The sequence below is a fragment of the Gordonia sp. ALPHA1B1 genome, from assembly GCF_005502615.1.
Taxonomy (GTDB): Bacteria; Actinomycetota; Actinomycetes; order Mycobacteriales; family Mycobacteriaceae; genus Gordonia; species Gordonia hongkongensis.
Window position 1 is genome coordinate 68,699 of sequence record NZ_SCOC01000010.1, and the last position, 25,501, is coordinate 94,199.

A 25,501-nucleotide genomic window follows, 5' to 3' on the forward strand; every position below is an offset into this window, starting at 1 on the left:
ATGACTCTTTCCAGCCATCTGAAAAACACCGATCAGAGCGGTACTGCCGAGGTTCGCCACCTCATCGGGAACGAGTGGCGGACGGCCTCGGACGGCGCGACGTTCGAGTCGCGCGACCCGCACGACGGCGCGCTGCTCGCCCGGGTGGCGCGCGGCACCGTCGACGACGGCGTCGCGGCGATCGACTCTGCCCGCACCGCTTTCGACGACGGGCCGTGGCCGCAGATGTCACCCAAGGAACGCGCGGCGATCCTGCATGCGGTCGCCGACGCAGTCGACGACCACCGAGAAGAGCTGGCGCAGCTCGAGACCCGCGACGGCGGCAAGACGATCACGCAGTCGCTGCATGCCGAGATCCCGCGGGTGGCCCACAACCTGCGCTTCTTCGCCGATTACGTCTCGATGGCCGCGAACGAGGCCTACCCGGACGGCGATCTGCTCTCCTACGTCCTCTACCCGCCCGCCGGGGTCGTGTCCGCGATCAGTCCGTGGAACGCGCCGCTGATGCTGGCGACATGGAAGATCGCGCCCGCACTTGCCTTCGGCAACACCGTGGTCCTCAAACCGGCACCGCAGACACCGTTGACCGCCAACCGTTTCGCGCAGATCGCGCTCGCGGCGGGTCTGCCGCCCGGGGTGCTCAACGTCGTCCACGGCTTCGGTGGTGAGGCCGTCGCCGGACCGCTGACCTCCGATCCGCGCGTCGACCGCATCACCTTCACCGGATCGAGTGCCACGGGCGTGAAGATCCTGCAGGCGGCCGCCGCGAACCACACGCCTGTCTCGGCCGAGATGGGTGGCAAGTCGGCCAACATCGTGTTCGCCGACGCCGATCTCGACGTCGCCGTACCCATGTCGCTGCGGGCCATCTTCGGCGGCAACGGACAGGTCTGCCTGTCGGGTTCGCGACTGCTGGTGCAGAATTCGATCCGGGAGGAATTCGTCGAGCGCTTCGTCGAGGAGGCGCGGAAGCTCGTGGTCGGGGACCCGAAGGACCCGACGACGTTCATGGGGCCGCTCGTCGAGCAGCGGCACCTCGACAAGGTGCACAGCTACGTCGAACTCGCGCAGGATGAAGGCGGCAAGATCATCACCGGCGGCGAACGACTCACCGACTCCGATCGGGCGGGCGGCTTCTACTATCCGCCGACCGTCATCACCGGCCTGACCAACGACTCCCGTACGGCACGTGAGGAGATCTTCGGTCCTGTCGAGACGGTTCTGGGCTTCGACACCGAAGAGGAGGCGCTGCGCATCACCAACGACTCCCCTTACGGCTTGGCGGGTATCCTCTTCACGCAGAATCTCGACCGGGCGCATCGGATGGCCGCGCGCTGGAAGGCCGGCACGGTCTGGATCAACACCTTCTTCGAACGCGATCTCCGGCTGCCCTTCGGCGGTGAGGGCATCAGCGGCCTGGGCCGTGAGGGTGGCCAGTACTCACGCGAGTTCTTCACCGAACCCCGTGCGGTGACCCTGCGCATCCGGAAGTAGGACCCGTGTCCACAACCGAGACATGTGTGGTCGTCGGCGCGACCGGCGCGATGGGGACCGTGTTCACACGACGCCTGGTGGCACGCGGGATGCGGGTTCTCGCGGTGGGGCGCCGTGCCGAGGAACTCGAACAGCTCGCGGCAACAGACGAGCTGATCATCCCGTGCGCGGCCGACATCGCCGAGGACTGGTCCGTGGACGCGATCCGATCCTGCCTCGACGGGCCCGTACGACTCGCGGTGTTCGCGGCCGGTCTCCCGGTGCGCGGCTCCGCGGACGCGATCGAGCCATCGCTGCTGGCCACCGCGGCCAACATCAAGGTGGCCGGCACCGTCCGGTTGCTGCGAGCAGTCCGCGACCATCTCGCCGACGGCTCGCGGTTCGTCGCGGTCGCGGGTTCACTCGGACTCGAACCGGGGCCCCTCGACGCGGGACCGGGTACCGCCAATGCCGCGTTGTTCAATCTGATGCGACAGATCTCGGCACTCTATGGACCCCGGGGTGTCACCGTGCACACCATCGCGCCCGGGCCCATCGACACCCCTCGGCTCCGCGCCTTCGTCGACACCGAATCGCGTGAGACCGGTGCCGCGCCGCAGGAGATCTGGGACAGGTACACGGCCAAGACCACGCTGGGTCGCCTGCCCACACTGGACGAGATCGCCTGGCTCGTCGAGATGTTGCTCGAGCCCCAGGCCGCCGTGCTGCACGGCAGCGTCCTCAACGCCGACGGCGGAACTCGCCACGGCATCCAGTAGCCCGATCCCCCACGGACACGGGCACTTCCGATCGGAGCCGACATGCCGGTTGCACACTTTCACATCCCCGCGGGCACCGCGTCCACCGAGCAGCGCGCCGCTCTGCTGACCGACGCGAGCGGGACCTACTCCCGCATCCTCGACTCACCGATCGAGCGGGTACGCGCTTTCGTCGTGCAGTACGACCCCGCCGACCTCGCCGTCGGCGGACAGCTCGTCGCAGACGGCGGCACGATCGCGCCGTACTTCACCGCGATCGTGCTCGCAGGCCGTCCGGCGCAGCAGCGTTCGGACCTCCTGGCCGCGTTCACCGATCTCGTCGTCGAGCATCTGGACGTTGAACGATCGGGCGTCCGCGGACAGATCGTCGAGGTGGCGCCGGAGAACTGGGGCATCGGCGGCGTGCCGGCGAGTGATGTCCGGGCGTCGGAGATCGCACTCCGCGCGGCTCGCTGAGCCCGACACATCCACCCTGTGGAGTTGTCAAAGGTCGTGTGGCGCCGGAGTCGACGCCGGAGAGTCTGGGCGCGGTGGTTCTAGGGTTGGCGACTACACGAGGGCGTCGTCGAGTCGCATGGTGCGGCGGTTGTAGGCAGGCCGGGGTAACCGTCGGGGGTCGATGTCGGCCGGCGGGATCAGCCACGGATGCCGATCAGGACCCATCACCACCTCCCAGCCATGGTGATGACCTGGGTATGGCAGCGCTGACACAGCAAGCACCCGTTGTCCAGATCAGTCGGACCACCATCAGCCCTATGGACGAGATGGTGGACCTGCGTATGCGCCGCGGGGGCAACGCATTTCACACAGCACATAACGCGAACGATGATCGCTCGACGTAAGTGGTGTGGGAACAGCCGATTCGTGGTGCCCTTCCGCAACGGCACGCCCTCGGTGTCGAGCACGATCTCGGCCACCCCACCGTCGCAGGACAGTCGTCGTGCCGTCGACGCCGTGACCGCACCGACCCACGGCAACCGCGCCGGATCGGTGTTGTCGGCCGGGATGGTCACCAGCACCTGGGTGCGAAGCGCGCCAGCGGTGGTCATCGCCGCACCGACCGCCGCCTGATCCGGCAATAGTTCCAAACCGTCGGCGCGGCGTTCTCCGACACTGCGACGATCCTCGGCGCCGTCGGGTTCCGGCCGCGGGCAGGATCGTTCGTCGATCATCGACAGGAACTTCTCCCCGATCACCGCGGTCACGTCCGCGGCGATCGCGACTCTGCCCTGCTCGGTCACCCGCATGTGCACCGTGTTCAACGACGCATCATCAGCGGGCAACACTCTCGGGATCGACGTCGGCTACCCGGACGGCCAGGGAGCAGAGCTGACACGCCCCGTGACCAAACAGACTTCAACTCGACTCCTAGACTTCAATCGAAGTCCATCGGTCGAGTTGAAGTCTGCCGGTCACCGGCCGGACTGCAGGTATAGCGGCCTTTTCGAATCAGGGACCAGTGTCTTGCAGTTCCCGTGGACAGTAGCGAGCAGCTCCTCCCGCGCCTCACGATTCCGTGTTCGCCGCCTGACGTTCGGCAACGGTGACGTCGCCCGCCGACCAGTGGGTGGTCGGGACCTCGCGGACGCATACTCGGATGTTCGCGATCGGCGCGCCGATCGCACGGTGGGCGGCTGCCGTCAGTTCGCGCATCAGCGCGCGCACCTCGTCGGGTGAACGCCCCTGGGCGATGGTCACATCGATGAACGGCATCTCACCCTCCCGCGATCGTGATCGAGCCGAGCGTGGTGAAGTGTGCCGCGACCCGGCTACCCGGCTCGACCGGCACAGCGTCCGTCATGCCGCCGGTGAGGACGACCCACCCTGCCTCCAGGGTGACGCCCCGCGCGCCGAAGGTGTTGGCCGCGAACGCCAGTGCCTCGGCAGGATGTCCGAGCACCGCCGAGCCCGTCGCGGTGGCGACGATGTCGCCATCGATCTCCAGAAGGCACGCCTCGAGTCCGAAGTCCACGTTCGCGACATCTCGGATGACCGGACCCGTCACGTAGACGCCGGAGGAGTTGTTGTCGGCCACCGCATCCGCGAGGGTGAACTTGAACCCCGAGTAGCGACTGTCGATGATCTCGATCGCGGCCATCGCATGGTCGACCGCGGCGAGTGCTGTGGCCGCGGTGACACCGGGACCGGTGAGGGGCCGCCCGAGCACGAAAGCGATCTCCGGCTCGGCGCGCGGATGGATGAGTCGCTCACGCGGAACCGGCAGACCGGCGGGCAGCACCATCGCGTCGGTGAGCCAGGCGACCGACGGTTCGTCGACGCCCATCTGTTTCTGCTTGGCCCGCGAGGTCAGGCCCAGCTTGATCCCGGTCACGGTCTCTCCGCGCGAGCGCCGATCGGCGAGCGCGATGTCCTGAGCGGCATAGGCTACGTCGAGTGTCAGGCCCGGCCACTCGTGGTGGATCGAGGTCCGCGCCGTCCGCGAGTGTTCGGCGGCGAGCAGCGTGCCGGCGACACGAACCGCACTCCAATCGTCGATTCCATTGTCTGTCACATCTTCTCCTGATGGTTCGAGGACACGAGCACTCACGCGCCGGCCAGCACCGCGGTGACGCTGCCGAGTCCGGCGATGGTGGCGACCACGGTGTCCCCCGGCGCGACCGGCACGGCCGCGGTCATCGAACCGGGCAGGACCACGTGGCCTGGTTCGAGGGTGACACCCAGCGGCCCGACCGTGTTCGCCAGCCAGACCAGCGCGTTGATCGGGGATCCCAGCACCGCACCACCGGCGCCGGTGTCGACGAGTTCGCCGTTCACATGCAGGTTGCAGCCGGCCATCCGCAGGTCGACGTCGACGAGCGGCACCGGCCGTCCGCCCAGGATCACCCCGCCCGACGACGCATTGTCGGCGATGGTGTCGAAGATGCCGATCTGCCAGTCGCGGATGCGCGAGTCCACGATCTCGAGTGCGGGGAGCACGAAGTCGACGGCCGCGGTGGCCTCTGCGACCGTGACCCCCGGCCCGCGAAGCGGTTTGGCGAGGACGAAGGCGACCTCTGGCTCGATGCGCGGCTGGATGAAGGTGCCCGCCGGGATCGGGGCGTTCTCGAGATGGAACATGCTCGCCGTGAGGTGCCCGAAGTCCGGCTGGTCGACACCCATCTGCCGTTGGATGGCACGGGAGGCCAGCCCCACCTTGTGCCCTTTCACCACGTCACCCTGCTTCTCCCAGTCCTGGACCTGGGCGAGGGCGATCTCATAGGCGGTCGACAGTGGATGGTCCGCGAACCGCGCGGCCAGGGGTTCGATCGGGGCGTGGTCTCGATAGGCGTCGAGCAGCGCATCGGCGGCGTCGCGCACGAGGTCGGCATGGTCGGTCATGGAAGGCACGATCTTTCTGGGCTGAGGAACGGCGATCGCGGGGTCATCCCGCCACCGCGTGCAGGACGGAGACCTCGCGCTCGGGCAGCCGGATGGGCGTGGACTCGTCGCCGGACGAGGTGCTCAGCGCGCGGGACGCGTCGGCGGCGGCCGCGATGACCGCACGCCGGAATTCGTGTTGTGCCGGGACGAATCTGGTCGCGGGCGCGGTGATCGACATCGCCGCCACGACCACCCCCATCTCGTCGCGGATCGGAGCCGCGACGCAGTGCACGTCGGGAACGGCTTCGGCCAGGTCGAAGGCGCAACCCCGGCGCAGCACACCCTTCAGTTCGGCCGCCAGTTCGTCTGGGTCCGTGACGGTCGACGACGTGTACCGCCGGAGCTGCTTGTCGGTCACGTTGCGGGCCAGCTGAGCCGGGTCGCAGTGCGCGAGGAGTACTTTGCCGACCGCGCTGCAGTGCGCGTCGAGTTGGGCGCCGATCCGGGCGCCGGATACGTTGATGACGTGATTGCCGAGCACCTTGTCGACGTATATCACCCGGTAGCGTTCCATGACCGCGAGATGGGTTGTCTCGCCGAACTTCTCCGACAGCGCCTGCAAAGCCGTTGCGGCACAGGATTTGACGTCGACCGTGCCCTGCAACGCCTGGTTCAGCTCGACGACCCGCCAGCCGATGCGATAGCGGCCGCGGGCGCGGCACTGGAGCAGGCCGATGTCGACCAGTGAGGCCAGCAGCGCGTGCGCGCTCGACCGGGGGACGCCGAGCTCACCCGCGACCTCCGAAACACCCCACTCCGGACGTTCGACGGTGAACAGATCCAGGACCGGGCCGATCTTCTGGACGGTCTGCAGCGCGGCCATCTCAGGGACCCACCATCGACTCGTCGCTGAACAGCATGGTCGCCCCACCGGTGGCGAAGTTGGCGACATCGCCGGCCGCGGCCTGCCCCTCAGGCGATCCGAGGGCCTGGGCAAGGGCGTCTTTCGAGTCGAAGTACAGCTCGGCCACAGAGTACGAGGCGGGCTCGGTGCCGTCGAGGGAGTCGCACTTGCCCGCGGCGAACCGGCGCAGTCCGGGGATACGGCGGACCAGTTCAGCATGCTCGTTCTCGTAGTGCCGGTCGAAGGCCTCCGGGTCGAGCGGATGTCCGTAGATCACGGTGAGTCGGTACATGACTTGCCTTTCGGATCGATCGAGATGTCACGATGCCGCGGTGGTCGCCACGGGGGCCGCCACGGTGAATTCCTCTCGGAAGATGAGACGGGGCGCCATCCGGCGACGTTTCAGCGCCCGGACGCCGGCCTCGATCATGGCCGGCGGGCCACAGAGATAGGCGCTCAGCCCTTTACAGCTCCGGAAGTCCTCGACGACGACGTCGGTGACCATCCCGGTGGCGCCGTCCCACTGCTCCTCGCTGAGGACCGGCCGGTAGTGGAAGTTGCTGTACCCGGCCTCGAGTTCGCGGAAGAACTCGACGTCGTAGAGGTCGTCGCGTCGTCGGCCACCGTGGTACAGGTACAGCTCGGGTACCAGGCCGTGGTCCAGCACGTGGCGGGCGATGGACTTCAGGGGGGCGAGTCCGGTACCGCCGCCGATGAGGATCGCCGGCTCGGCCTGCTCGCGGACGAGGTGGAACTGGCCGAGCGGTCCGCGGAGTTCTACCCGCTCCCCCACCGTCAGCGAACCGAAGATCCAACCCTCCGTTGCTCTTCCACCGACGGTGCGCTTGACGTGGAACTCCAGGAGCTTCGACTCCGACGGCGGGTTGGCCATCGAGTACTGGCGCCCCACACCGGTACCGGGAATCACCAGCTCCGCATACTGGCCGGCGTTGAACGACATCGGCTCGTCCAGTTCGACGACGAGTCGGCGCGTATCGGTGGCGATGTCGTCCAGGACGACGACGGTGCCGTCGTGATCGCGCAGGGGATGTCGGGGCGTTCCATCGTCGACCGCGGCGCCCAGCGGTTCGACGACCAGGTCCGAGCACGGGGTGGCCATGCAACCCAGCGCCAGCCCGGCACACCGTTCGGCAGGTGTCAGCGTGTAGTCGGGTGAGTCATTGTGCGCCACTTCGCCGTCGAGTACTCGGAGCTTGCAGGTACCGCAGGTCCCCTGCGTGCAGGAGTGCGGCAGCCATTCCCCCGCGCGCAGAACCGCATCGAGAACCGATTGATCGGCGGCGACCTCGAGCGGCGTGTCCGAACCCTGGACACGAACACGATGTGTGGTGGTCACGCCTCAGACCTCCCACTGGATGTGGAGCTCCTTGGGGCCACGGAAGCCCCAGCCCCAGAAGTTGACCTCGTGGTCGGTGTCGCGCTCGATGTTGGGGATCGTCTCCAGGAGTTCCTCGAGCGCGATCCTGATCACGTTGTTGGCGAAGTAGGTTCCCGCACAGGCATGGACACCGCCGCCGAAGGTCATGTTCGGGATCACCGCGCGGTCGAGGTCGTAGGCGGTCGGGGCGTCGTAGGCGTTCTCGTCCTGATTCGCCGAACCGTAGGAGAGCATCACCAAGGAGTTCTGCGGGATCGTCACCCCGCCGACCACGACCTCGTCGGTGGCGATCTTTACGGCCGCCGACCAGATCGGCGCGACCCACCGCATACCCTCACCGACCGCCCTGGGGATGAGGCCGGGATCGTCGACGACCCGCTCGAGCTGTTCCGGCCGGCTGAACAGACCGGCGAGTGTGGTCGCCATCGCATGTCCCGGCTCCTGCATCGCCCCGAGAAGGAACACATACAGGTTGGGGTAGATGACGTCGCGGCTGCGCGTCTGGCCTTCCGGCATCCCGTCGTGGAGCCAGTGCGAGATCGCGCTGTGATCCGGGTTGACGATCCACTCGTCGATCTTGGGGTCGACGTGCGCGATGATCTCGGCCTTCGCCTCGTCCCCCGGGACGAAGCCGTCGGGATTGGCGAACTCGCCGTCGGGCGTCATCGCGGAGTTGGTGAACGAGCCGCTGAGCTTGTGGAACCACTCCCGCAGTTTGTCCGTGCTCACATCTCCGAGGCCCAGCAGGTCGCCGAGGGCACGGACACTGACCGGTTCGCAGTACTCGGCGACGATGTCGGCCGAACCGTTGTCCTCGATCCGCTCCAGCAGTTCGCGTGCGAACGGACGCACCAGATCGTCGATGTAGTCGTCGACAGCCGACGGTTGCAGATGCGGCTCGACCATGTCGCGCAGGTCGCGATGCTCGGGGCCGTTCGAGTTGAGCAGCGCACCGTGGCCGAACGTGCGTCCGCCGGCCGGGGAGATCACCGCAGGCCAGGTGTCCGAGTCCTTCGCGATCTGCATGCAGAGTTCGCGGGTCGAGACGATGTACATCCCGAGTGACGGCACGAACGCCACCGGCGCCTCCTTTCGGAGCCGCTCGTAGAAGGGGTACGGATCGGCCTCCAGCTCGGCCATCGTGATCTCTTCGACGAACTTCGGGGTGACCTCGTGGGAGGGCTGTACTGCGGTCATGTGACTCTCCGTTGTCGTTCCGGATATCTGTTGTCTGGGGCCGGCTCGTTCGGTCATGCCGCCGGCCACGTCGGCGATGTCTTGTGATCTGGAACACTATGGGTGGAGGTGGTGGGAGAGAATGACTGCGAATGCACCGATGGATGACTCCGCGCGCACCGCCGGATCCGTGGAACTGAGCACCCGCGAGCTTGCGAGTGCCGAGGGCCGGGTGCGGTGGGCCGAGGCCCTCGACGCCACCTTCTGCGAGATGGACATCGACTGGCCCCAGGACCGACGCCCGTTCACCGCACAGATCGTCGCCCGACCCGTCGGCGCCCTGTCGGTCAGCGTGGTCCGCGCCGATCCGCACACCGTCGTGCGCACGCCGGCGATGATCGAATCCGATCCGGCCGACGACTATCTGCTGTGCCTCATCACCCAGGGGGCCGCGACGATCTCACAGGGTGAGCGCACCGGATTGCTGGAACACGGCGCCTTCGGGATCATCGACGCCACTGCACCTTTCGTCGTCAGTGGCGCAACCGAGTTCGAGCAGATCGTCGTGCGCGCCCCGCGGGAACAGCTCATCGCGCGGGCAACCCACGACGTCGTCGACGACGCGACGGGCCGGGCCATCGCGGTCGACTCGGGCATCGGACGGCTGGTGTCGAACTTCCTGGTCGATGTCGCGGCCCAGGTCCAGGGCATCTCCGTGCCGTCGTCGAGCACGGTGGCGAGCGCGGTCCTCGACATGGTCGCCGGCGCGATGACCGAGCAGGTCTCACCTCGCACCGCGACCGACCGGATACACGCCGCCGACCTCCGCGCGGTCCAGAACGCGATGGCCGATCACATCCACGATCCCGACCACACCATCGCACTGGTGGCCGCAGAGCTCGGGATGTCGGTGCGCTACGTCCACAAGCTGTTCAGCACGACCGGCACCACACCTCGGGCGTGGCTCTACGCCCGGCGGCTCGACCGGGCCCGTAACCTGCTCGTCCAGAGCGATCTGGGCGTCGCCGACATCTGCGCACACGTCGGGTTCCGCGACCCGTCGCACTTCAGTCGTGCGTTCAGCCGGACCTTCGGGGTCAGCCCGTCCCGGTACCGGACCATCGCGCCCTGAGCGGCGCCCTCCCTAGGATGGTCGGTACGCGACCGCAGGAAGGGCCCATGACGACCAGCGACATCGACCGCAGTGCCCGATTCACCCACTCCGAGTCCATCGCCGTCGATGCCACGCCGCAGCAGGTCTGGGACGTGGTGACCGACATCGCTCGCACCGGCGAGTGGAGCCCGATCTGCAAGGCGTGCTGGTGGAAGGAGCCCGCGACCGGACCGGAGGTGGGCGCGTGGTTCTTCGGCCGCAACGAGACACCCGAGCGGGTGTGGGAGACCCAGTCGCGGGTGGTCGCCGCACAGGAGCCCGTCGAGTTCGCCTGGATGGTCAACGGCGACGCCGTGCGGTGGTCGTACACGATCGAACCCGACGACGACGGGACGACGCTGACCGAATCGTGGGCCGTGCAGCCGGCCGGGTTCGAGCTGTTCGCGCAGCGGTTCGGGGACGACGCCGACGCCCAACTCGAGCAGCGCCGCGACGCCGCGCTGTCGGGGATTCCGGTCACCCTCGCGGCGATCAAGGAGATCGTCGAACGCGGCGTCTCTGCTCCCTGATCCGAAAGAACGACTGCCCCCCGCTCCCTGAGGAGCGCCCGGAGCTTGCGGAGGGCGCGTCACGAAGGGTCTTCCCGAGGCGAGTTGCGAAGACCCTTCGTGACGGCCTCCGCAAGCTCCGGCCTCCTCAGGGAGCAGTAGTTGGGCTCGCTCCTAGCACAAACAGGTTCTTTCGGATCAAGAAGCGCAGGCTCTACGAGCTGGCCACCTGCGAGTCCTGCCGACCCCACGCCGGCGACTTCTCGATCGCGCCGATGATCTGGGGCCGGAGCTCGTCGGCCTGGATGACCGCGTCGACCGAACCGACCTCGACGGCGCGTCGGATGCTGTGCACCGCGTCGAACTCCGCGGCGATCTCGCTGATCTTCTCCGCGCGCACCGACTGACGCAGATCGGCCAGCTCGGCGTTGAGCCGTGAGCGGTCGGGGCCGGTGGCCTGTGCGGTCTCCGCCTCGAGTTCACGCACCCGTGCGTCGGCACTGACCCGCTTAGCCACGTCGCCGGCGAAGACCACCGCCGCCGCGGGGGCACCGCCGAGGACCGACGCGAACGACCCGTCGATCGCGAGCACTGTCATGTTGGGGTTCAACGCCTTCGAGAACACCACGAATGCACCACCGTGGTAGCGCGAGATCACGCAGAACACGATGGGGCCCTCGAAGTTCACGATGGCCCGGCCGATCTCCGCGCCGTACTCCAGCTGGAGCTTGCGCAGCGACTCCGGCGATCCGTCGAACCCGGACAGGTTCGCCAGCACCACGAGCGGTCGGTTTCCGCTGGCCACGTTGATCGCGCGCGCCGCCTTCTTCGACGACTGCGGGAACAGCGTGCCGGCCGTGTAGGTGTCGGGACCGTCCGTGGGGGTGTATCCCCGGCGCGGCACCTCCCTCGACTCGATACCCAACAGGCACACCGGGATTCCGCCCATGTGCAGATCGCACACGACCGCGGTCTCCGCGTCGGCCATCCCCGCCCAGCGCTCCAGCACCGGGTGGTCCTGGTCGGCGACGGCGCGGATCACCGTGCGGATGTCGAAGGGCTTCTTGCGGTCCGGGTTGGTGGCCGCCGAGAAGATCTGCCCGACCGTGGTGAAGTCGCTGCCCGCCAGGACGTGCGGGTAGTCGGAGATGTCGCGGTCCACCGGGTCGCTCGTGATCGCGCGACGCGGGGTCTGCTCGCCCGACGCCACGTAGGTGTGCTCGTAATGAGCCATCAGAAGGTCCCGTGCCGCACCGAGATTCGGCGCCCAGTACTGCGCCTGGCCGTTGGGGCCCATGACGCGGTCGTAACCGCCGATGCCGAAGTTGTCTTCCGCCGACACACCGCCGGAGAAGTCCAGCGACTGCTTGCCGGTGAGCACCATGGCCGACTCCGGTGTCATCACGAGGATGCCCTTGGTGTGCATGAGCATCGTCGCCTCGGCGTTCCAGTACGGCTGCCCGCCCACGTTGATCCCGGCCACGACGATGTTGATCTCACCGCCGGCCTGCGTGAACTCGACGATGCGCTTCAGCGCCCGGGCGATCCAGTCCATGTTCTCTGTGCCGGAATCCATGGAGATCCGCGCGCCCGACGACAGTGCGTACCACTCGAGCGGGACCTGCATCTGCTCGGCGAGGTCAAGCGCCGCGACCAGCCGGCTGCACTCCGGTTCTGCCAGCGCGCCCAGCGATTTCGTCGGGTCGCCGAGCAGGACCACGCGGGTGACGCCGCGCGGGTACTTCTCGGTCGGCGTGGTGACCACACCGGCGACGATCGCCGCCGAGTTGCGCCCCTTGGCCCGGTCGACCGGCACCAGACGCTGCTCGGCGTCGAGGTCGTACTCGGTGAAATCGCCCAGGATGGCGGCCAATTCGTACGGGTAGACGGTGTTGCGCTTCGCTGCCCGCAGCACCTTCTGGCGGTACTCGTCGACCGGTTCGATCGGCTCGTCGGTCGGGTCGACGACCCGGACGTCGAACCCGCCGGTCGGGTTGACCGAGAAATGGACCGAGACCTTGCTCAGCTCGCCGGTGTCGCGGTCGCGGCGACGCGCGATGAGCTGGACCTCTTCGAGCCCCACTCCCTGTGTCGTGCCGCGGATGTGGTCGGCGATCGCGTCGAGGACGTCGGCGTCGACGTCGATCGGCGGCCACACGTACATGATGATCCGGTTGGCGCTGGACAGGTTGGTGGAACCGCGCTGCGCGCGCCGGATCGAGTCGACGCACGACGCGAGCGCCGCCTCGGCGGTCGGCAGCGTCAGCAGGCGGCCGTCCTGGTCGCGCAGTGCGGTCAGGTCGCGGACCTGGGCAAAGGCGACGAGACGGCGGTCCGACGCGTTCTCCCTTGCGACACAACGGAAGAGGTAGACCTCTTCGTCGTCCGACGACGGCAGTCGGGTGAGGTCGAACTTACGGAGCCGTTCCATCTGCATGCGCTGCGCGATGTAGGGGTGCAGTCCGCGGATCAGGCGTTCCTCGGCCATACCCGTCGCCGACGGCCGGAAGGTCACGTGGTGATGCATCCGCGCATCGGCGCTGCCGGCGACCGTGATGGTGACGCGGTGCACCTGCGGCGGAAGCGAACTGGTGGCGACGATGTCGTGCAGTGTCTCGGCGAGCACGTCGAAGTCGTCGGGTTGCTGCTCCCATGCCAGGTAGATGTCGGCATCGACCGCGGCGGTGTCGCGGGCGAGTTCGGCGAGTCCGCCGATCGTCGCCGGCAGGGCGTCGAAACCGACTGCGGCCGAAGCGATGTCACCGGCATCTCGCCGGGCGACCACGAATGTCGCACCGCCGGCCTGCCGGGTCCGGATGTCGGCGAGGCCGCGGTTGCCGTAGTAGCGCCGGGTCAGCACCTCAAGCATCACCGTGTTGTCGGCGTGCCGTTCGATGCGCTGGCCGAGAAGCCGGACGAGCGGTTCGGTGCTGCGCACCATGTCGTCGATGCGGCTGGTGCGGTCGGCGGCGTCGGGGTTCTCGTCGAGGTACTTGAGCTGTTTGCGCACATTGCTGTAGACGCGGGCGCGGTCGCGCAGCAGCAGCGGCTGGCCGTACCAGGCGTAGATGACGCCGCGGGCGAGGTCGGCGACGGCCGGGAAGCGGACCTGGGTGGCGGCGACGAGGCGGTCGAGGGCGGTGCCCACCGCGTCGCGCAGTTCGTCGCGCGGGGTCGGCTCGTCGAGCCATTCCAACAGCAGCGAGCTGATCACCGCGGCCGAGTCGTTCGGGTTCTGCAGCGCGAGGAAGATCCGGAACACTGCGGCCTCGAGCTCCGGGGTGCGCTCGAGGTCGGTCACGCCGTAGTGGCTGAGCGCGCGGCTCAGCTGGTCGTGGAACGCCGCGGGCAGCCCGTCGCGTTCGACGTCCAGACTCTGCAGGTAGGTGTGGAAGTTCTCGCGTGCGCTGTGCACGTGCTCGACACCGACGTCATGACTCGACGGCCGGTTCTGGCTCAGCTCGGCCAGGTCGGCGAACACCGTCACCAGTTCGAGCTCGTCGGCCAGCGGACGACGGCCGCTGTCGAACGCGGCGCGCCGGACGGCGAGGTACTCGTCGAGCAGGCGCATCCGGTGGTTCGGGTCGACGTCGAAGCCGAGCAGCTGGCTGCGGAGGTCTTCCTGACTGCGGGTGGTGCGTTCGGTGGGATCGACCTCGAGCTCGGCAGGCAGCTCCAGGTCGACGGCGTCGGCGGCCACCTCCTCGACGGCGTCGTCCTCGTCGTCGGCGAGCGGTTCGAGGCGCATCAGGGTCGCGCCCGTCTCCACCTGGGTGCCGACCGACACCGCGCACTCCTTGACACGTGAGCGCACCGGCGCGCGCAGGACGGTCTCCATCTTCATGCTCTCCAGCACTAGGATGGGGGCGCCCGCGTCGACCTCGTCGCCGGCCTGCAGCGGCGTCGCGACGACGAGCGCCGGCGCGGGCGAGCGCACCACACCGCCCTCGTCGCGGCTGACGCGGTGGGTGACGCCGTCCACGTCGACGAGGTGGATCGGCCCGTGGGTGTCGGTGAGCAGGCGGTAGCGCACCCGGTTGACCACGAGCTGCGCGGCGTGCTCGTCGAAGCGTTCGAGGTCGACATCGGCGGTCCGGATCTCGCCCGGCGCCTCGATGGTCACGCGGAAGCGGTGCGCGCCGATGGCCCCGACCCGGACGCGATACGCGACGCCGCGCAGCTTCAGATCGAGCGGACGGCCGCTGTCGTGCTGCACCTGCGGACGACCGCCGGAGGCCGTCGACATCAGCCGCTGCCGCTCGACGAGTTCCTCTTCCTCGTACGCGTCGATGGCGGCGGCGATCAGCGCGATCGCCGAGTGCCGGTTGGCGACGAGGCCGCCCTCGGCACGCACGCGGTCGATCCAGCCGGTGTCCGCGCTCCCGTCGATGACCTGCGGCTGCGCGAGCAGCTCCAGCACGAAGCTCTTGTTGGTCGCGCCGCCGGCGATGATCACGCGGGTCTCGCGCATGGCCCGGCGGAGGCGGCCGAGTGCCTCGTCGCGGTTCCGCCCGTAGGCGATGATCTTGGCGATCATCGAGTCGAAATCGGCGGGGATGGTGTCGCCCTCGCTGACGCCGGTGTCGACGCGGATGCCGGGGCCGGCGGGCAGCTCGAGCAGGTCGATACGGCCGGGCGCGGGGGCGAAGTCGCGGTCGGGATCCTCGGCGTTGAGGCGGGCTTCGATGGCGTGCCCGCGTTCGACCGGCGGCTCACCCTCGAGGCGGCCGCCCGACGCCACGTGCAGCTGGGCACGGACCAGGTCGAAGCCGGTCGTCGCCTCGGTGATGGGGTGTTCCACCTGTAGGCGGGTGTTGACCTCGAGGAACGCGAGCAGGTTCTCGCCCGGGTGGTAGAGGAACTCGACGGTGGCCGCGCCGCGGTATCCCACGGCCACGGCGAGCCGCTCCGCCGACGCCTTGAGCTCGGCGACACGGTCGGCGGGCAGGACCGGCGACGCCGATTCCTCGATGATCTTCTGGTTGCGTCGCTGAACCGAGCAGTCGCGGACGCCCAGCGCCCACGCGGTGCCCTGGCCGTCGGCGATGACCTGGACCTCCACGTGGCGCGCGCCGGTGACGAGCCGTTCCAGGAACACCACGCCACTGCCGAAGGCGCGCTCGGCCTCCTCGCGGGTGCGGGTGTAGGCGTCACGGAGATCGGCATCGCTGGTGACCTTGCGGATGCCGCGGCCACCACCGCCGGCCGTGGCCTTCAGCATCAGCGGGTAGCCGATCTGGGCTGCCGCGGCCACAGCCTCGTCGAGGGTGTCCACACCGCCGCGACTCCACGCCGCCACCGGGACGCCCACTTCTTCGGCGATGAGCTTGGCGCCGATCTTGTCGCCCAGTTTGCGCATCGCCTCGGCCGACGGCCCGACGAAGGTGACGCCGATGCGGTCGCAGAGTTCGGCGAACAGCGGATCCTCGGCCACGAAGCCCCAACCGACCCATGCCGCGTCGGCACCGGTCTCCAGCAGGGCGTGCTCGAGCACCTTCATGTTCAGGTACGGACGCGACGCGGCAGGCCCGAGGTCGTATGCGACGTCCGCCTCACGTACGAACGTGGCATTGCGATCCACGTCGGTGTGCAGCGCGATGACCTCGATGGATTGCCCGGTCTCTTCCGAGAGGCCCCGAACGGCGTGGATGAGCCGCATCGCGGCCTCACCTCGGTTCACGATGGCGATACGAGAAAACAACACCGGCTCCATTCACGTCGTCGTCGTGCGGTTGAAGGTCCGCAGGTACGGTACAGCGCAGCGGCCCAGCTCAGTGGCGATCCGGGACGTGCGGGGTGGTTCGACGCTGTGATTCTTACGAGTCAAATCGCTACGCGCGAGTACGGCGCGTCGCGAGGTGCGCGAAACCACGCGATCCGGACTTCAGGCGGTCAATTTCGCGCAACCGCCAGGCTCCTCGGAGCACGGGCACCTCGGCGACAGTCGCTGGGAGAGCTGCATCGAACCCGAGTCGGGGTCGACCCGGGCTGCGGTGGCATTACAGAGCGCGTGCTCTGTTAGAGTTTCGTCATGCCTCGTCCTCGCAGGCACGACCTCGAGCAGTTGATGGATGCGGCCGAGGGCTTGGCGGTCCGGGCCGGCCCTGCGGCGGTGACGGTTCGTGCGCTGTCGGAGCTCACCTCGATGTCCAACGGCGCGATCTATCACGCGTTCGGGTCGCGCGCGGGTCTCGTGGGAAGGGTGTGGTTGCGCGCTGCCGAGCAATTCCTCGCCGCTCAGCGCGAAGCGGTCGACGCGGTCCTCACCGGCGGCGACGGCCGCAGTGACTCCGCAGTCGAAGCCGTCGTCGTCGCCGCGGATGCGCCCGCACGGTTCTTGCTCGAAGCTCCTGTGCGGGGTGGCTTCCTACTCACGGTCGATCGCGGAGAACTGCTTGGGTCCAATGACCTTCCCGACGACCTCGCGAGGGAGCTCCGCGGTCTCGACCGGTCGTTGACGTCGTTGTTCGTCGAGTTGTCCCAGGCGGTCTGGCAGCGCGCAGACCGTGACGCCGTGTCCGTCATCAGAGACTGCGTGGTCGAACTTCCGACTGCATTGCTTCTGCGCGGCAGGAGAACCCCCGATGCCGCAACCCGCGAACGCATTGCAACGGCGGTCCGCGCCGTACTGTCCCTCACCCCAACCGAACCATCGCATCAGTCCACTTCTTCGCGAAAGGACCCGTCATGACAGCTTCACTGGACTATCGGGACGACATCGCCATCCTGACCATCGGCGACGACGAGAACCGGTTCTCCCCCGATTGGCTCGACGCCGTCGGTTCACTCCTCAAGGACGCCGAGGCGAACGCCAAAGGCCTGATCACCGTGGGCGACGGCAAGTTCTACTCCAATGGTCTGGACCTGGACTGGCTCATCGCCAACGGCGATCGAGCCGACTGGTACGTCGAGGCCGTGCAAACGCTGCTCGCGCGCATCCTCACGTTCTCGCTGCCGACCGTTGCAGCGGTCAACGGTCACGCCTTCGGGGCGGGAGCGATGTTCGCCATCGCTCATGACTTCCGGATCATGCGCGCCGACCGCGGTTACTACTGCTTCCCGGAAGTGGACATCAACATCCCGTTCACCCCCGGGATGGCCGCGCTCATCCAGGCCAAACTCACCCCGCAGGCAGCGCTCGTCGCGATGAGCACCGGTCATCGCTTCGGAAGCGCCGAAGCTCTGGACGGCGGCTTGATCGACGGCACTGCGGCCGAGGGGGAGATCGTCGGGGCAGCCCTGGACACGCTGTCTCCGATCGTCGGCAAGGACCGGGCGACCCTCGGGGCCATCAAGTCGACGATGTTCGAGTCGGTGACGACGGCATTGCGGCATGGCCGAGCTCGATCATGACAGAACGATCCAGGCTGCTGACGTGTCAGGCAACCCCGAAGACCCCGGCCACCGTCGGGTTCGACTGATCAGATCCCGAGATCCGGCGCCTGCCCGTACTCCTCGTCGGTGACCGGTTGCAGCCACTGCACGACATCGTGGTCGTCGTCGCCCTCGTTGATCGCGAGATGGACCATCAGGCGCGTGGGGGCGGCTCCGTGCCAGTGCTCCTCGTCGGCTTCGAAGAGGACGCGATCGCCGGGGCGGATGACCTCGATGGGGCCACCGCGCCGCTGGCACAGGCCGATCCCCTCGGTGACGAAGACCGTCTGGCTGAGCGGGTGCCGGTGCCAGTGCGTCCGCGCCCCCGGCATGAAATGGACGAGGCTTGCCGACACCCGGGACGGCGGTGGCGAGGCGGCCGCCGCATCGATGTAGACGTCGCCGGTGAACCAGTCGCCGGGACCTTTGACGGTGTCGATGGAACTGCGAGTGATCTTCATGCTGAACACCTTTCGTTTGCCGTGAGGGTACCGACCGAGGTCAGACGGTGAGCAGCACCTTGGTCGCGCGGCGCTCGTCCATGGCGCGGTATCCCTCGGCGGCGTCGTCGAGCGGGAGGGTGAGGTCGAAGACCTTGCCGGGGTCGATCTCCCGCTTCCAGATCAGGTCGATCAGGTCGGGCAGGAAGCGTCGCACCGGGGCCGGTCCGCCGTGCAGGTGGACGCCGGAGAAGAACAGCTCGAGACCGGGCAGCTCGACGTCGTGCGAGACGCCGACGTAACCCACATGGCCGCCGGGTCGCGTCGACCGGATGGCCTGCATCATCGACTCCTGCGTCCCAACAGCTTCGATGACCGAATGCGCGCCGAGTCCGTCGGTGAGCTCCTTGATACGTGCCACGCCCTCGTCGCCCCGTTCGGACACGATGTCGGTCGCCCCGAACTCGCGCGCAAGCGCCTGCCGGTCCGCGTGCCTGCTCATCGCGATGATGCGTTCGGCGCCCAGGTGTTTCGCGGCCAGCACACCGAGCAGTCCGACCGCGCCGTCGCCGACGACGGCCACGGTCTTACCCGGACCCACCTCAGCCGCCACGGCACCGAACCAACCGGTGCCGAGCACGTCCGACGCCGCGAGCAGCGACGGGATGAGGTCGGCATCCGGCTGACCGGGTGTTGCCACGAGCGTGCCGTCGGCGTGCGGAATCCGGGCGTATTCGGCCTGCGTACCGAGGGCGCCCATCGGCTCGGCGTGCACACACCGGGACTGATAGCCGGCACGGCAGATCTCGCACGTGTTGTCCGAGGCGAAGAACGAACCCACCACGAAGTCGCCCACCTTGATCGACGACACCTGGTCGCCGACCTCGGTGACGGTGCCGACGTACTCGTGGCCCATCGGCGCGTGATCGACGTCTTCGATGCCGCGGTACGGCCACAGATCCGACCCGCAGACGCAGGTCGCGGCGACCTTGATGATCGCGTCGGTCGGTTCCTGGATGGTCGGGTTCTCGCGATCGTCCACCCGGATGGTGCCGGGGGCATCCATGATCACTCCGCGCATGTGTTCTCCTCGTCAGTCGGTTCCGCCACCTGCTCGCCTCACGAGACGAGCACGACGGCAGATGCGGTCACCCATCAAGGCAACCGCATGCGTCGCGTCCGCGACAGTTCCTGTCGGGAGGTGTACTGACAGGGCACCCCTGCACGCTTCCGACCGTCCTACGCTGGGCACATGGACAACCGAGCCGAGGTCCGCGAATTCCTGATGTCGCGACGCGCGAAGATCTCGCCCGAGACCGCAGGGCTCCCGGCCGGCGGTAATCGCCGCGTACCCGGTCTTCGACGCAGCGAGGTGGCGACCCTCGCCGGGGTGAGCGTCGAGTACTACTCCCGCCTGGAACGGGGCACCATCGCCGGTGCGTCGTCGTCGGTTCTCGAATCACTCGCGCGAGCCCTGCAACTCGACGACACGGAGCGCGCCCACCTTCTCGACCTCGCCCGGGCCGCCGACGGGATACCCGCCTCCGGACGGCCGAGGCGTCGTTCGGCGAAGGCCACGGCCTCTCGCCACAGCCTGACCTGGGCACTCGCCGCCATCACCGACGCCGTCGCCTTCGTGCGCGACTCGCATCAGGACCTGCTGGCCACCAATGCCCTCGGCCGCGCCTTCTATTCGCCGGTCATCGGCGACGGCGGCCGCACGCCGAACCTGGCCCGCTTCCAGTTCCTCGACCCGGCCAGTCGTGACTTCTACCCGGACTGGGAATTGTTCGCCGAGATGTGCGTCGCCATCATGCGGGCCGAGGCGGGACGCGATCCGCACGACAAAGCGCTCCAGGATCTCGTGGGCGAATTGTCCACGCGCAGCGACACTTTCCGCACACTCTGGGCCGCGCACAACGTCCGGACACACGGCACCGGGACGAAACGCTTCCACCACCCGGTGGTCGGCGAACTGACCCTGGCCTACGAGGAACTCGCCGTCACCGCCGATCCCGGGACGATCCTGATGATCTACGCCGCCGAGCCCGGCTCCCCCAGCGCGGAACGCCTTCGATTGCTCGCTTCCTACGCGGCCAGCGAGGTCGCCGGCCTCTGAGTCACGTCAGCCTGATCTGTGCCGGTCCGGCCATTCCGCTGTGCGAGGGCCTACGTCGTGCTAGATGTGACAGAGATACAAGAACTGTTTCATTGCTACATCGCACGATTCCGACGAGGTGCAGCCCCCCATGTTGAACCCAGAGGTATTGCAGGACAGCCTTTCCCTGGTCATTGACGACGAACAGAAGTTGATGCTCGACTTCTACGACCGATTGTTCACCGAACATCCGGAGGTTCGGCCGATGTTCGGCGACGACCTCCGACCACAGGCCACGATGCTGCAGCAGGCCATAGCCGCGGTCCTCGACCACCTCGACGACGCCGAGTGGCTCGGCCGCACACTCGGTGCGCTCGGACGCCGGCACAACGACCTCGGCGTGACGCCCGTGATGTACGGCTGGGTGGCCGATGCGCTCATCGCGACGATGGCCGAGCGCGGCGGCGCGGAGTGGACCGACGAGATGACCGCTGCCTGGACCGACGCCCTCGGTGCGGTCGCCGGCCTGATGCTCGACGCGTATCCCGCCGTCGCCGACTGAACGAGTCCGGCAACTCACGACGACTCCGGGTCGGCAGGGCGGGCGCAGGCCCGCCCGCCGACCCGGACGTTTTAGTGCGCGCCTGGACACCTGCTGCCGTTCCGTTTGACGGCCGCACACGGACGATCGATAATCGATAATCGATAGCAACGTCTACGAAAGGTGCGGGTCATGGTCAGTGTGCGGAACGTGAGAGGCGGAACGGGGCTCGATCCGATCATCGACGAGGTGAACGAGATCCTCGACGCCATCTTCAGCAACGCGCGGCGAACCAGCGAGGATTTCTTCGACAACTTCAGCAGGGATCCGAAACCCATCATCCTGGCCGAGTGGCTCGCGACGCGCGCGTGGCGGGAGATTGACTACGTATTCCTACTGAACGCTGAGATCCAGCGCTATGGAATGGGTTTCGAGCGGAAGCACGTCACACTGCTCGCGAAACAGGCCTTCCAGGAGGCTGAGCACTACGAGCTGGTCGGCAACGCGGTGGAGTCGCTGGGCGGTAAGGTCCCGACCTCGGTCCCTGCGGACAGTCTCCAGTGGAGCGAGTTTCTCTGGGACTGTCTCGACCGCCATCCACTGGCTGCGATCGCCGCGTGGAATGCATCCGAGACTTCGGCAACCGGCAGTCTCGAACCGACATTCCTCGCTGGTGAACAACACGGCTTCGACGAGGTCGTGCGGGTGCATCGAAAGATCGAGATCGACGAGAAGTTCCACGTGGGGCTCGGAAGGCAGATTCTCGCGCGGTATGCCCGCACGGACGAGGACCGGAAAGAGATTCTCCGAGCCATGCGCGGAATGCACGACATCGCTCTGCACATGTTCAGGCCCGAAACCGCCACCCGTCTGATGACTCCCCAGCCATGAGTGCGGTTTCGAAACGCGAATGCGACAGCGGCCGGGCTGGGCTCACCGTGAAACGCCGGTCATGCGACCTCAACGCCCGGGATGAGGGAAGCATGCAGACGCGACTGAGAGTTGCTTCGAAACGGCGAGAAGCCGACGACATCGTGAGTCTCGAGTTGTGCGCTGATGACGGGTCGGAGCTGCCGAGCTGGACACCCGGTGCGCATATCGAACTCGAACTGGCAGACGACCTCGTCCGCCAGTACTCGCTGTGCGGCGCGCCGGGGGACAAACGTACGTGGAGAATTGCGGTCCTACGCGAACAGACCAGCCGTGGCGGGTCCGAGATCATCCACGAGAAGCTGGAGCGGGGTCATGTCGTGTCGGCGCGGGGGCCGCGCAACAACTTCCAGCTCGTGGACGCAGCACGCTACATCTTCGTCGCCGGCGGCATCGGGATCACGCCACTTCTGCCGATGATCCACGAGGCGGCCGGGCGTGGAAGGTCCTGGACGGTCGTGTACGGCGGGCGGACCCGCAACTCGATGGCCTTCGTCGATGAACTGCGAGGACTCCTCGGGGGAGACCTGCACGTGTTGCCCCAGGATGAGTACGGCTTGCTCGACTTCGAGGAGTTCCTGAGCGAACCGTTGCAGGACACGGCCGTCTACTGCTGTGGGCCCGGACCGTTGATCGATGCGGTCGAGCAGTGCTGTGCCGCTTGGCCATCGACCGCCTTACATCGCGAACGCTTCGCGCCGAGTTCAGCTCCCGCCCGGCCGGCCGGTGAGTTCGAAGTACGGCTGGCGAGGACAGGAAGAACACTCCGGGTGCCGGCAGATCGGGACCTCCTCGAGATCCTCGAAGAGGCCGGACTGGCAATCGACAACTCCTGTCGCGCGGGCATCTGTGGCACCTGCGAGGTCCGGGTTGTCGACGGTGTCCCGGAGCACAACGACGACATCCTCGATGACGAGGAGCGGTCGTCGAACGAAGTCATCTTGCCGTGTGTGTCGCGATCGAAGTCGTCGGTCCTGGTACTCGACATCTGATGAGGAGGAGTGCGGCTCGGCCACACGGTCCTGTCTCCATCGCCGTCGGCGCGTGCGAAGTTCCGATCTCACTGCGAGGGTCGAGTGTGTCGGAGCAAACGATGCCCGCGCGTACCAGCGGTTCTCCGACCGGTGCGACCCGGAGCAGGATGATTCCGTATCTTGAGACCATGCCTGCGAGTCACCAGACGGGCCTGCGTCGAACACTCAGTCAACAGATCCGCGATACGCTCGTGCACCAGATCGTGTTCGGGGAGCTGGGGCCTGGCGAGCGTCTGGTCGAGACAAAGGTCGCGGCTCAGTTCGGAACGAGTCAGGCTCCGGTCCGCGAGGCACTGCGCGAGCTCGAGGCCTTCGGACTGGTCGAGATCAAGCCGCGTCGCGGTACTTTCATCCGGTCCTCCATCAGAGAGGCGCTGCGGGAGAGCTACGTCCTTCGGGCCGCGTTGGAAGAAACTGCCACACGACTGGTCTTGTTGACTGGTTCGGTGCCCATTGATCACCTCGAGCGGGACATCGCGGAGATGTATCGAATGGCCGAAAAGAAAGACGTCGAAGCAGTCGGAGTGCAGACCGTCGCATTCCACCGACACATCATAGAAGCTGCCGGCAACGATCTCATAGCTCGCACCTGGGAGAATCTCCAGATCGAGGCATGGACGTCGGTGACGATGTTGGCGTCCACTCCCGAGCTGACCACGATCGCCGACGACCATCAGGCCCTTCTCGACTCGCTGACCAGAGGGGACGTCGACATCGCCTGCAACCTGGCGCGGCAGCACGAATGGGACTACGCCGAGCTACCGCACGATCCCTCTCGCGCCTGAAGGCCACGGAGCGCAGAGTACTACCTCGCTTCGGATTCTTCGCACGGCCGAGTTTCCGCCGAAATCCGTTGTCTCTCCCACACGGTCACTGAACGACCAAGCGCACGAGCATATCTGAGCCCTCCCCCGAAACGGCGAAACGCACTGGAAACAGTTTCGATATGTCATCGAAATTGCCTAGAGCTACTGTTTCAATACCTCGTCGAAACTACGTCTGAAAGGGTCTCCATGACCGCAATCGACTCGCACGCAGCATCTCTCGGCGCCAAACTGAAGGAAGAGAGAGTCCGCTACGCCATCGCGGGCTACACGGATCTGCACGGAAACCTCAAAGGCAAGGTCGTGCCGATCGACCATTTCACACACATGGCAGGTGGTTCCGAGCTGTTCACCGGCGCTGCGCTCGACGGCCTCCCTCAGGATGTCAGCGACGAGGAGCTGTCAGCGCGTCCGGATCTGTCGCGCGGGGTGGTCCTCCCCTGGCGTCGTGACGTCGCACTGTTTCTCTCCGACCTGTATGAGGGCGGTCAGCCGTTCGAGGCGTCCAGCCGTAACATCCTGAGACGTCAGATCGACGCGGCCGCCGACATGGGGTTCACTTTCAACCTGGGCGTCGAGACAGAGTTCTTCGTCTTCTCCGGCGATCCCCGCAATCCCCAGAACGTCAGCGACCGCGACACTCTGGAGAAATCCTGTTACGCGATACCCACCTTGCTCGACAATCTCCCCTGGCTCAGCAGGCTGGTCGACGCAATGAACGAATTGGGTTGGGATGTCTACTCATTCGATCACGAGGACGCGCAGGGGCAGTTCGAGATCGACTTCACCTACGCGGATGGGATGACAATGGCCGATCGCGTCGTCATCTTCCGGATGATGGCCGGCGAGATCGCCCGCGAAGACGGGCTGATGGCATCCTTCATGCCCAAGCCGTTCGACGACCGAACGGGGTCGGGTGCCCATTTCAACATGTCCCTCGCCGACCTGGCGAACACCTCCAATCTGTTCGACGCGCAGGAGGATCCGGCCGGCGTCGGGCTGAGCGAGCTGGGCTACCACTTCGCTGCCGGGATCGTTCGTCACGCCGCCGCGATCTGCGCAGTGATCGCACCGACGGTCAACAGCTACAAGCGGCTGGTCCGCAAGGGCAGCATGTCCGGTTCCACGTGGGCGCCGATCTTCGCCAGTTGCGGAAACAACAACCGCACGAACATGCTTCGTGTGCCGCTCGGTGGAGGCCGGGTGGAGTGCCGAGCGGTCGACTCGAGTTGCAATCCGCACCTCGCGGCCGCCGTGCTCTTGGCCGCGGGCCTGGAAGGAATTCGCGAGAAGGCCGAACTCGAGAGCTTCCACACCGAGAACCTGTACGAGGTTCCGCTGTCCGAATACGCAGCGCGTGGCCTCACGCTGCTTCCGCGAACACTGGAGGACGCCATCGACGCTTTCGAAGCGGATCCGTTCACCAGAGAAGTGTTCGGAGAGAAGGGCTGGCGATCGTTCATCGACTACAAGCGCGGCGAGTGGGAAGACTACTGCACCGCAGTCACCGACTGGGAACGTGACCGCTACCTCACCTTCTTCTGAG

23 protein-coding genes and 1 pseudogene are annotated in these 25,501 nt (G+C 67.1%); 13 read left to right on the forward strand and 11 right to left on the reverse strand.

Features of this window, described 5'->3' with window-relative positions:
* From FFS52_RS09225 to FFS52_RS09235, 3 genes are read left to right on the forward strand one after another with little or no spacing between them, the layout of a single operon-like run.
* A complete protein-coding gene (locus FFS52_RS09225) occupies nucleotides 1-1,494 on the forward strand; it encodes an aldehyde dehydrogenase (RefSeq protein WP_137809481.1) in 1,494 nt (497 codons plus the stop codon).
* A gap of 5 nt (nucleotides 1,495-1,499) precedes the next feature.
* Nucleotides 1,500-2,252, forward strand: coding sequence for an SDR family oxidoreductase (locus tag FFS52_RS09230; RefSeq protein WP_078113759.1), 753 nt, complete (start codon nucleotides 1,500-1,502; stop codon nucleotides 2,250-2,252).
* 42 nt (nucleotides 2,253-2,294) lie between these two features.
* Complete coding sequence (locus tag FFS52_RS09235; RefSeq protein WP_137809482.1) at nucleotides 2,295-2,708, forward strand: tautomerase family protein; 414 nt, start codon at nucleotides 2,295-2,297, stop codon at nucleotides 2,706-2,708.
* 93 nt (nucleotides 2,709-2,801) lie between these two features.
* Here the strand turns inward: FFS52_RS09235 and FFS52_RS09240 are convergent.
* The 8 genes and pseudogenes from FFS52_RS09240 to FFS52_RS09275 form a co-directional block, all read right to left on the reverse strand.
* Nucleotides 2,802-3,535 (reverse strand): annotated as a pseudogene (locus FFS52_RS09240) (DUF222 domain-containing protein); the annotation flags it as partial.
* A gap of 223 nt (nucleotides 3,536-3,758) precedes the next feature.
* The gene (locus tag FFS52_RS09245) at nucleotides 3,759-3,965 is read right to left on the reverse strand and encodes a tautomerase family protein (protein ID WP_068970812.1); all 207 of its coding nucleotides are present in this window, start codon (nucleotides 3,963-3,965) and stop codon (nucleotides 3,759-3,761) included.
* A gap of 1 nt (nucleotide 3,966) precedes the next feature.
* Entirely contained in the window at nucleotides 3,967-4,764 is a 798-nt protein-coding gene (locus FFS52_RS09250) for a fumarylacetoacetate hydrolase family protein (protein WP_137809483.1), read from the reverse strand.
* Nucleotides 4,765-4,796: 32 nt separating this feature from the next.
* Nucleotides 4,797-5,591 (reverse strand): fumarylacetoacetate hydrolase family protein, encoded by a 795-nt coding sequence (locus tag FFS52_RS09255; RefSeq protein WP_068970811.1) that lies wholly within the window; start codon nucleotides 5,589-5,591, stop codon nucleotides 4,797-4,799.
* Nucleotides 5,592-5,634: 43 nt separating this feature from the next.
* Nucleotides 5,635-6,456 (reverse strand): IclR family transcriptional regulator, encoded by an 822-nt coding sequence (locus tag FFS52_RS09260; protein ID WP_068970810.1) that lies wholly within the window; start codon nucleotides 6,454-6,456, stop codon nucleotides 5,635-5,637.
* A gap of 1 nt (nucleotide 6,457) precedes the next feature.
* Nucleotides 6,458-6,769, reverse strand: coding sequence for an EthD family reductase (locus FFS52_RS09265; protein ID WP_068970809.1), 312 nt, complete (start codon nucleotides 6,767-6,769; stop codon nucleotides 6,458-6,460).
* A gap of 27 nt (nucleotides 6,770-6,796) precedes the next feature.
* Nucleotides 6,797-7,834 (reverse strand): 2Fe-2S iron-sulfur cluster-binding protein, encoded by a 1,038-nt coding sequence (locus FFS52_RS09270; RefSeq protein WP_068970808.1) that lies wholly within the window; start codon nucleotides 7,832-7,834, stop codon nucleotides 6,797-6,799.
* 3 nt (nucleotides 7,835-7,837) lie between these two features.
* A complete protein-coding gene (locus tag FFS52_RS09275; RefSeq protein ID WP_068970807.1) occupies nucleotides 7,838-9,073 on the reverse strand; it encodes a cytochrome P450 in 1,236 nt (411 codons plus the stop codon).
* Nucleotides 9,074-9,194: 121 nt separating this feature from the next.
* Here FFS52_RS09275 and FFS52_RS09280 point away from each other — a divergent pair, with 121 nt between their 5' ends.
* Together FFS52_RS09280 and FFS52_RS09285 are read left to right on the forward strand one after the other, a co-directional pair.
* Nucleotides 9,195-10,184: an AraC family transcriptional regulator gene (locus FFS52_RS09280; RefSeq protein WP_137809484.1), complete on the forward strand. Its 990-nt coding sequence runs from the start codon at nucleotides 9,195-9,197 to the stop codon at nucleotides 10,182-10,184.
* A 47-nt stretch (nucleotides 10,185-10,231) separates the two neighbouring features.
* The gene (locus tag FFS52_RS09285; protein WP_137809485.1) at nucleotides 10,232-10,735 is read left to right on the forward strand and encodes an SRPBCC family protein; all 504 of its coding nucleotides are present in this window, start codon (nucleotides 10,232-10,234) and stop codon (nucleotides 10,733-10,735) included.
* Nucleotides 10,736-10,928: 193 nt separating this feature from the next.
* On the opposite strand, the gene FFS52_RS09290 is transcribed toward FFS52_RS09285, so the two are convergent.
* Nucleotides 10,929-16,427, reverse strand: coding sequence for a carboxyl transferase domain-containing protein (locus tag FFS52_RS09290; RefSeq protein ID WP_137809486.1), 5,499 nt, complete (start codon nucleotides 16,425-16,427; stop codon nucleotides 10,929-10,931).
* A gap of 318 nt (nucleotides 16,428-16,745) precedes the next feature.
* Here FFS52_RS09290 and FFS52_RS09295 point away from each other — a divergent pair, with 318 nt between their 5' ends.
* Together FFS52_RS09295 and FFS52_RS09300 are read left to right on the forward strand one after the other, a co-directional pair.
* A complete protein-coding gene (locus FFS52_RS09295) occupies nucleotides 16,746-17,405 on the forward strand; it encodes a helix-turn-helix domain-containing protein (RefSeq protein WP_137809487.1) in 660 nt (219 codons plus the stop codon).
* On the forward strand, nucleotides 17,402-18,067 hold the full coding sequence (locus FFS52_RS09300; RefSeq protein ID WP_137809488.1) for an enoyl-CoA hydratase-related protein: 666 nt from the start codon (nucleotides 17,402-17,404) through the stop codon (nucleotides 18,065-18,067). Before FFS52_RS09295 ends, FFS52_RS09300 begins: the two co-directional genes overlap by 4 nt.
* Before the next feature lie 68 nt (nucleotides 18,068-18,135).
* On the opposite strand, the gene FFS52_RS09305 is transcribed toward FFS52_RS09300, so the two are convergent.
* Together FFS52_RS09305 and FFS52_RS09310 are read right to left on the reverse strand one after the other, a co-directional pair.
* Entirely contained in the window at nucleotides 18,136-18,549 is a 414-nt protein-coding gene (locus FFS52_RS09305; protein ID WP_065632591.1) for a cupin domain-containing protein, read from the reverse strand.
* A 40-nt stretch (nucleotides 18,550-18,589) separates the two neighbouring features.
* On the reverse strand, nucleotides 18,590-19,609 hold the full coding sequence (locus FFS52_RS09310; RefSeq protein ID WP_137809489.1) for a zinc-dependent alcohol dehydrogenase family protein: 1,020 nt from the start codon (nucleotides 19,607-19,609) through the stop codon (nucleotides 18,590-18,592).
* 171 nt (nucleotides 19,610-19,780) lie between these two features.
* On the opposite strand from FFS52_RS09310, the gene FFS52_RS09315 reads away from it, so the two are divergent.
* The 6 genes from FFS52_RS09315 (at nucleotide 19,781) to glnT (ending at nucleotide 25,500) form a co-directional block, all read left to right on the forward strand.
* On the forward strand, nucleotides 19,781-20,647 hold the full coding sequence (locus FFS52_RS09315; protein ID WP_137809490.1) for a helix-turn-helix transcriptional regulator: 867 nt from the start codon (nucleotides 19,781-19,783) through the stop codon (nucleotides 20,645-20,647).
* Nucleotides 20,648-20,777: 130 nt separating this feature from the next.
* Nucleotides 20,778-21,188 carry a globin domain-containing protein gene (locus FFS52_RS09320; protein ID WP_137809491.1) on the forward strand — a complete coding sequence of 137 codons (411 nt, stop codon included), beginning with the start codon at nucleotides 20,778-20,780 and terminating at the stop codon, nucleotides 21,186-21,188.
* A gap of 171 nt (nucleotides 21,189-21,359) precedes the next feature.
* A complete protein-coding gene (locus FFS52_RS09325; RefSeq protein ID WP_171011592.1) occupies nucleotides 21,360-22,058 on the forward strand; it encodes a hypothetical protein in 699 nt (232 codons plus the stop codon).
* Between the two features lie 92 nt (nucleotides 22,059-22,150).
* Nucleotides 22,151-23,089 (forward strand): PDR/VanB family oxidoreductase, encoded by a 939-nt coding sequence (locus FFS52_RS09330; protein ID WP_137809492.1) that lies wholly within the window; start codon nucleotides 22,151-22,153, stop codon nucleotides 23,087-23,089.
* Between the two features lie 101 nt (nucleotides 23,090-23,190).
* Nucleotides 23,191-23,916, forward strand: coding sequence for a GntR family transcriptional regulator (locus FFS52_RS09335; protein WP_171011593.1), 726 nt, complete (start codon nucleotides 23,191-23,193; stop codon nucleotides 23,914-23,916).
* A 228-nt stretch (nucleotides 23,917-24,144) separates the two neighbouring features.
* The gene (glnT, locus tag FFS52_RS09340; RefSeq protein WP_137809494.1) at nucleotides 24,145-25,500 is read left to right on the forward strand and encodes a type III glutamate--ammonia ligase; all 1,356 of its coding nucleotides are present in this window, start codon (nucleotides 24,145-24,147) and stop codon (nucleotides 25,498-25,500) included.
* Nucleotide 25,501 lies beyond the last annotated feature (1 nt).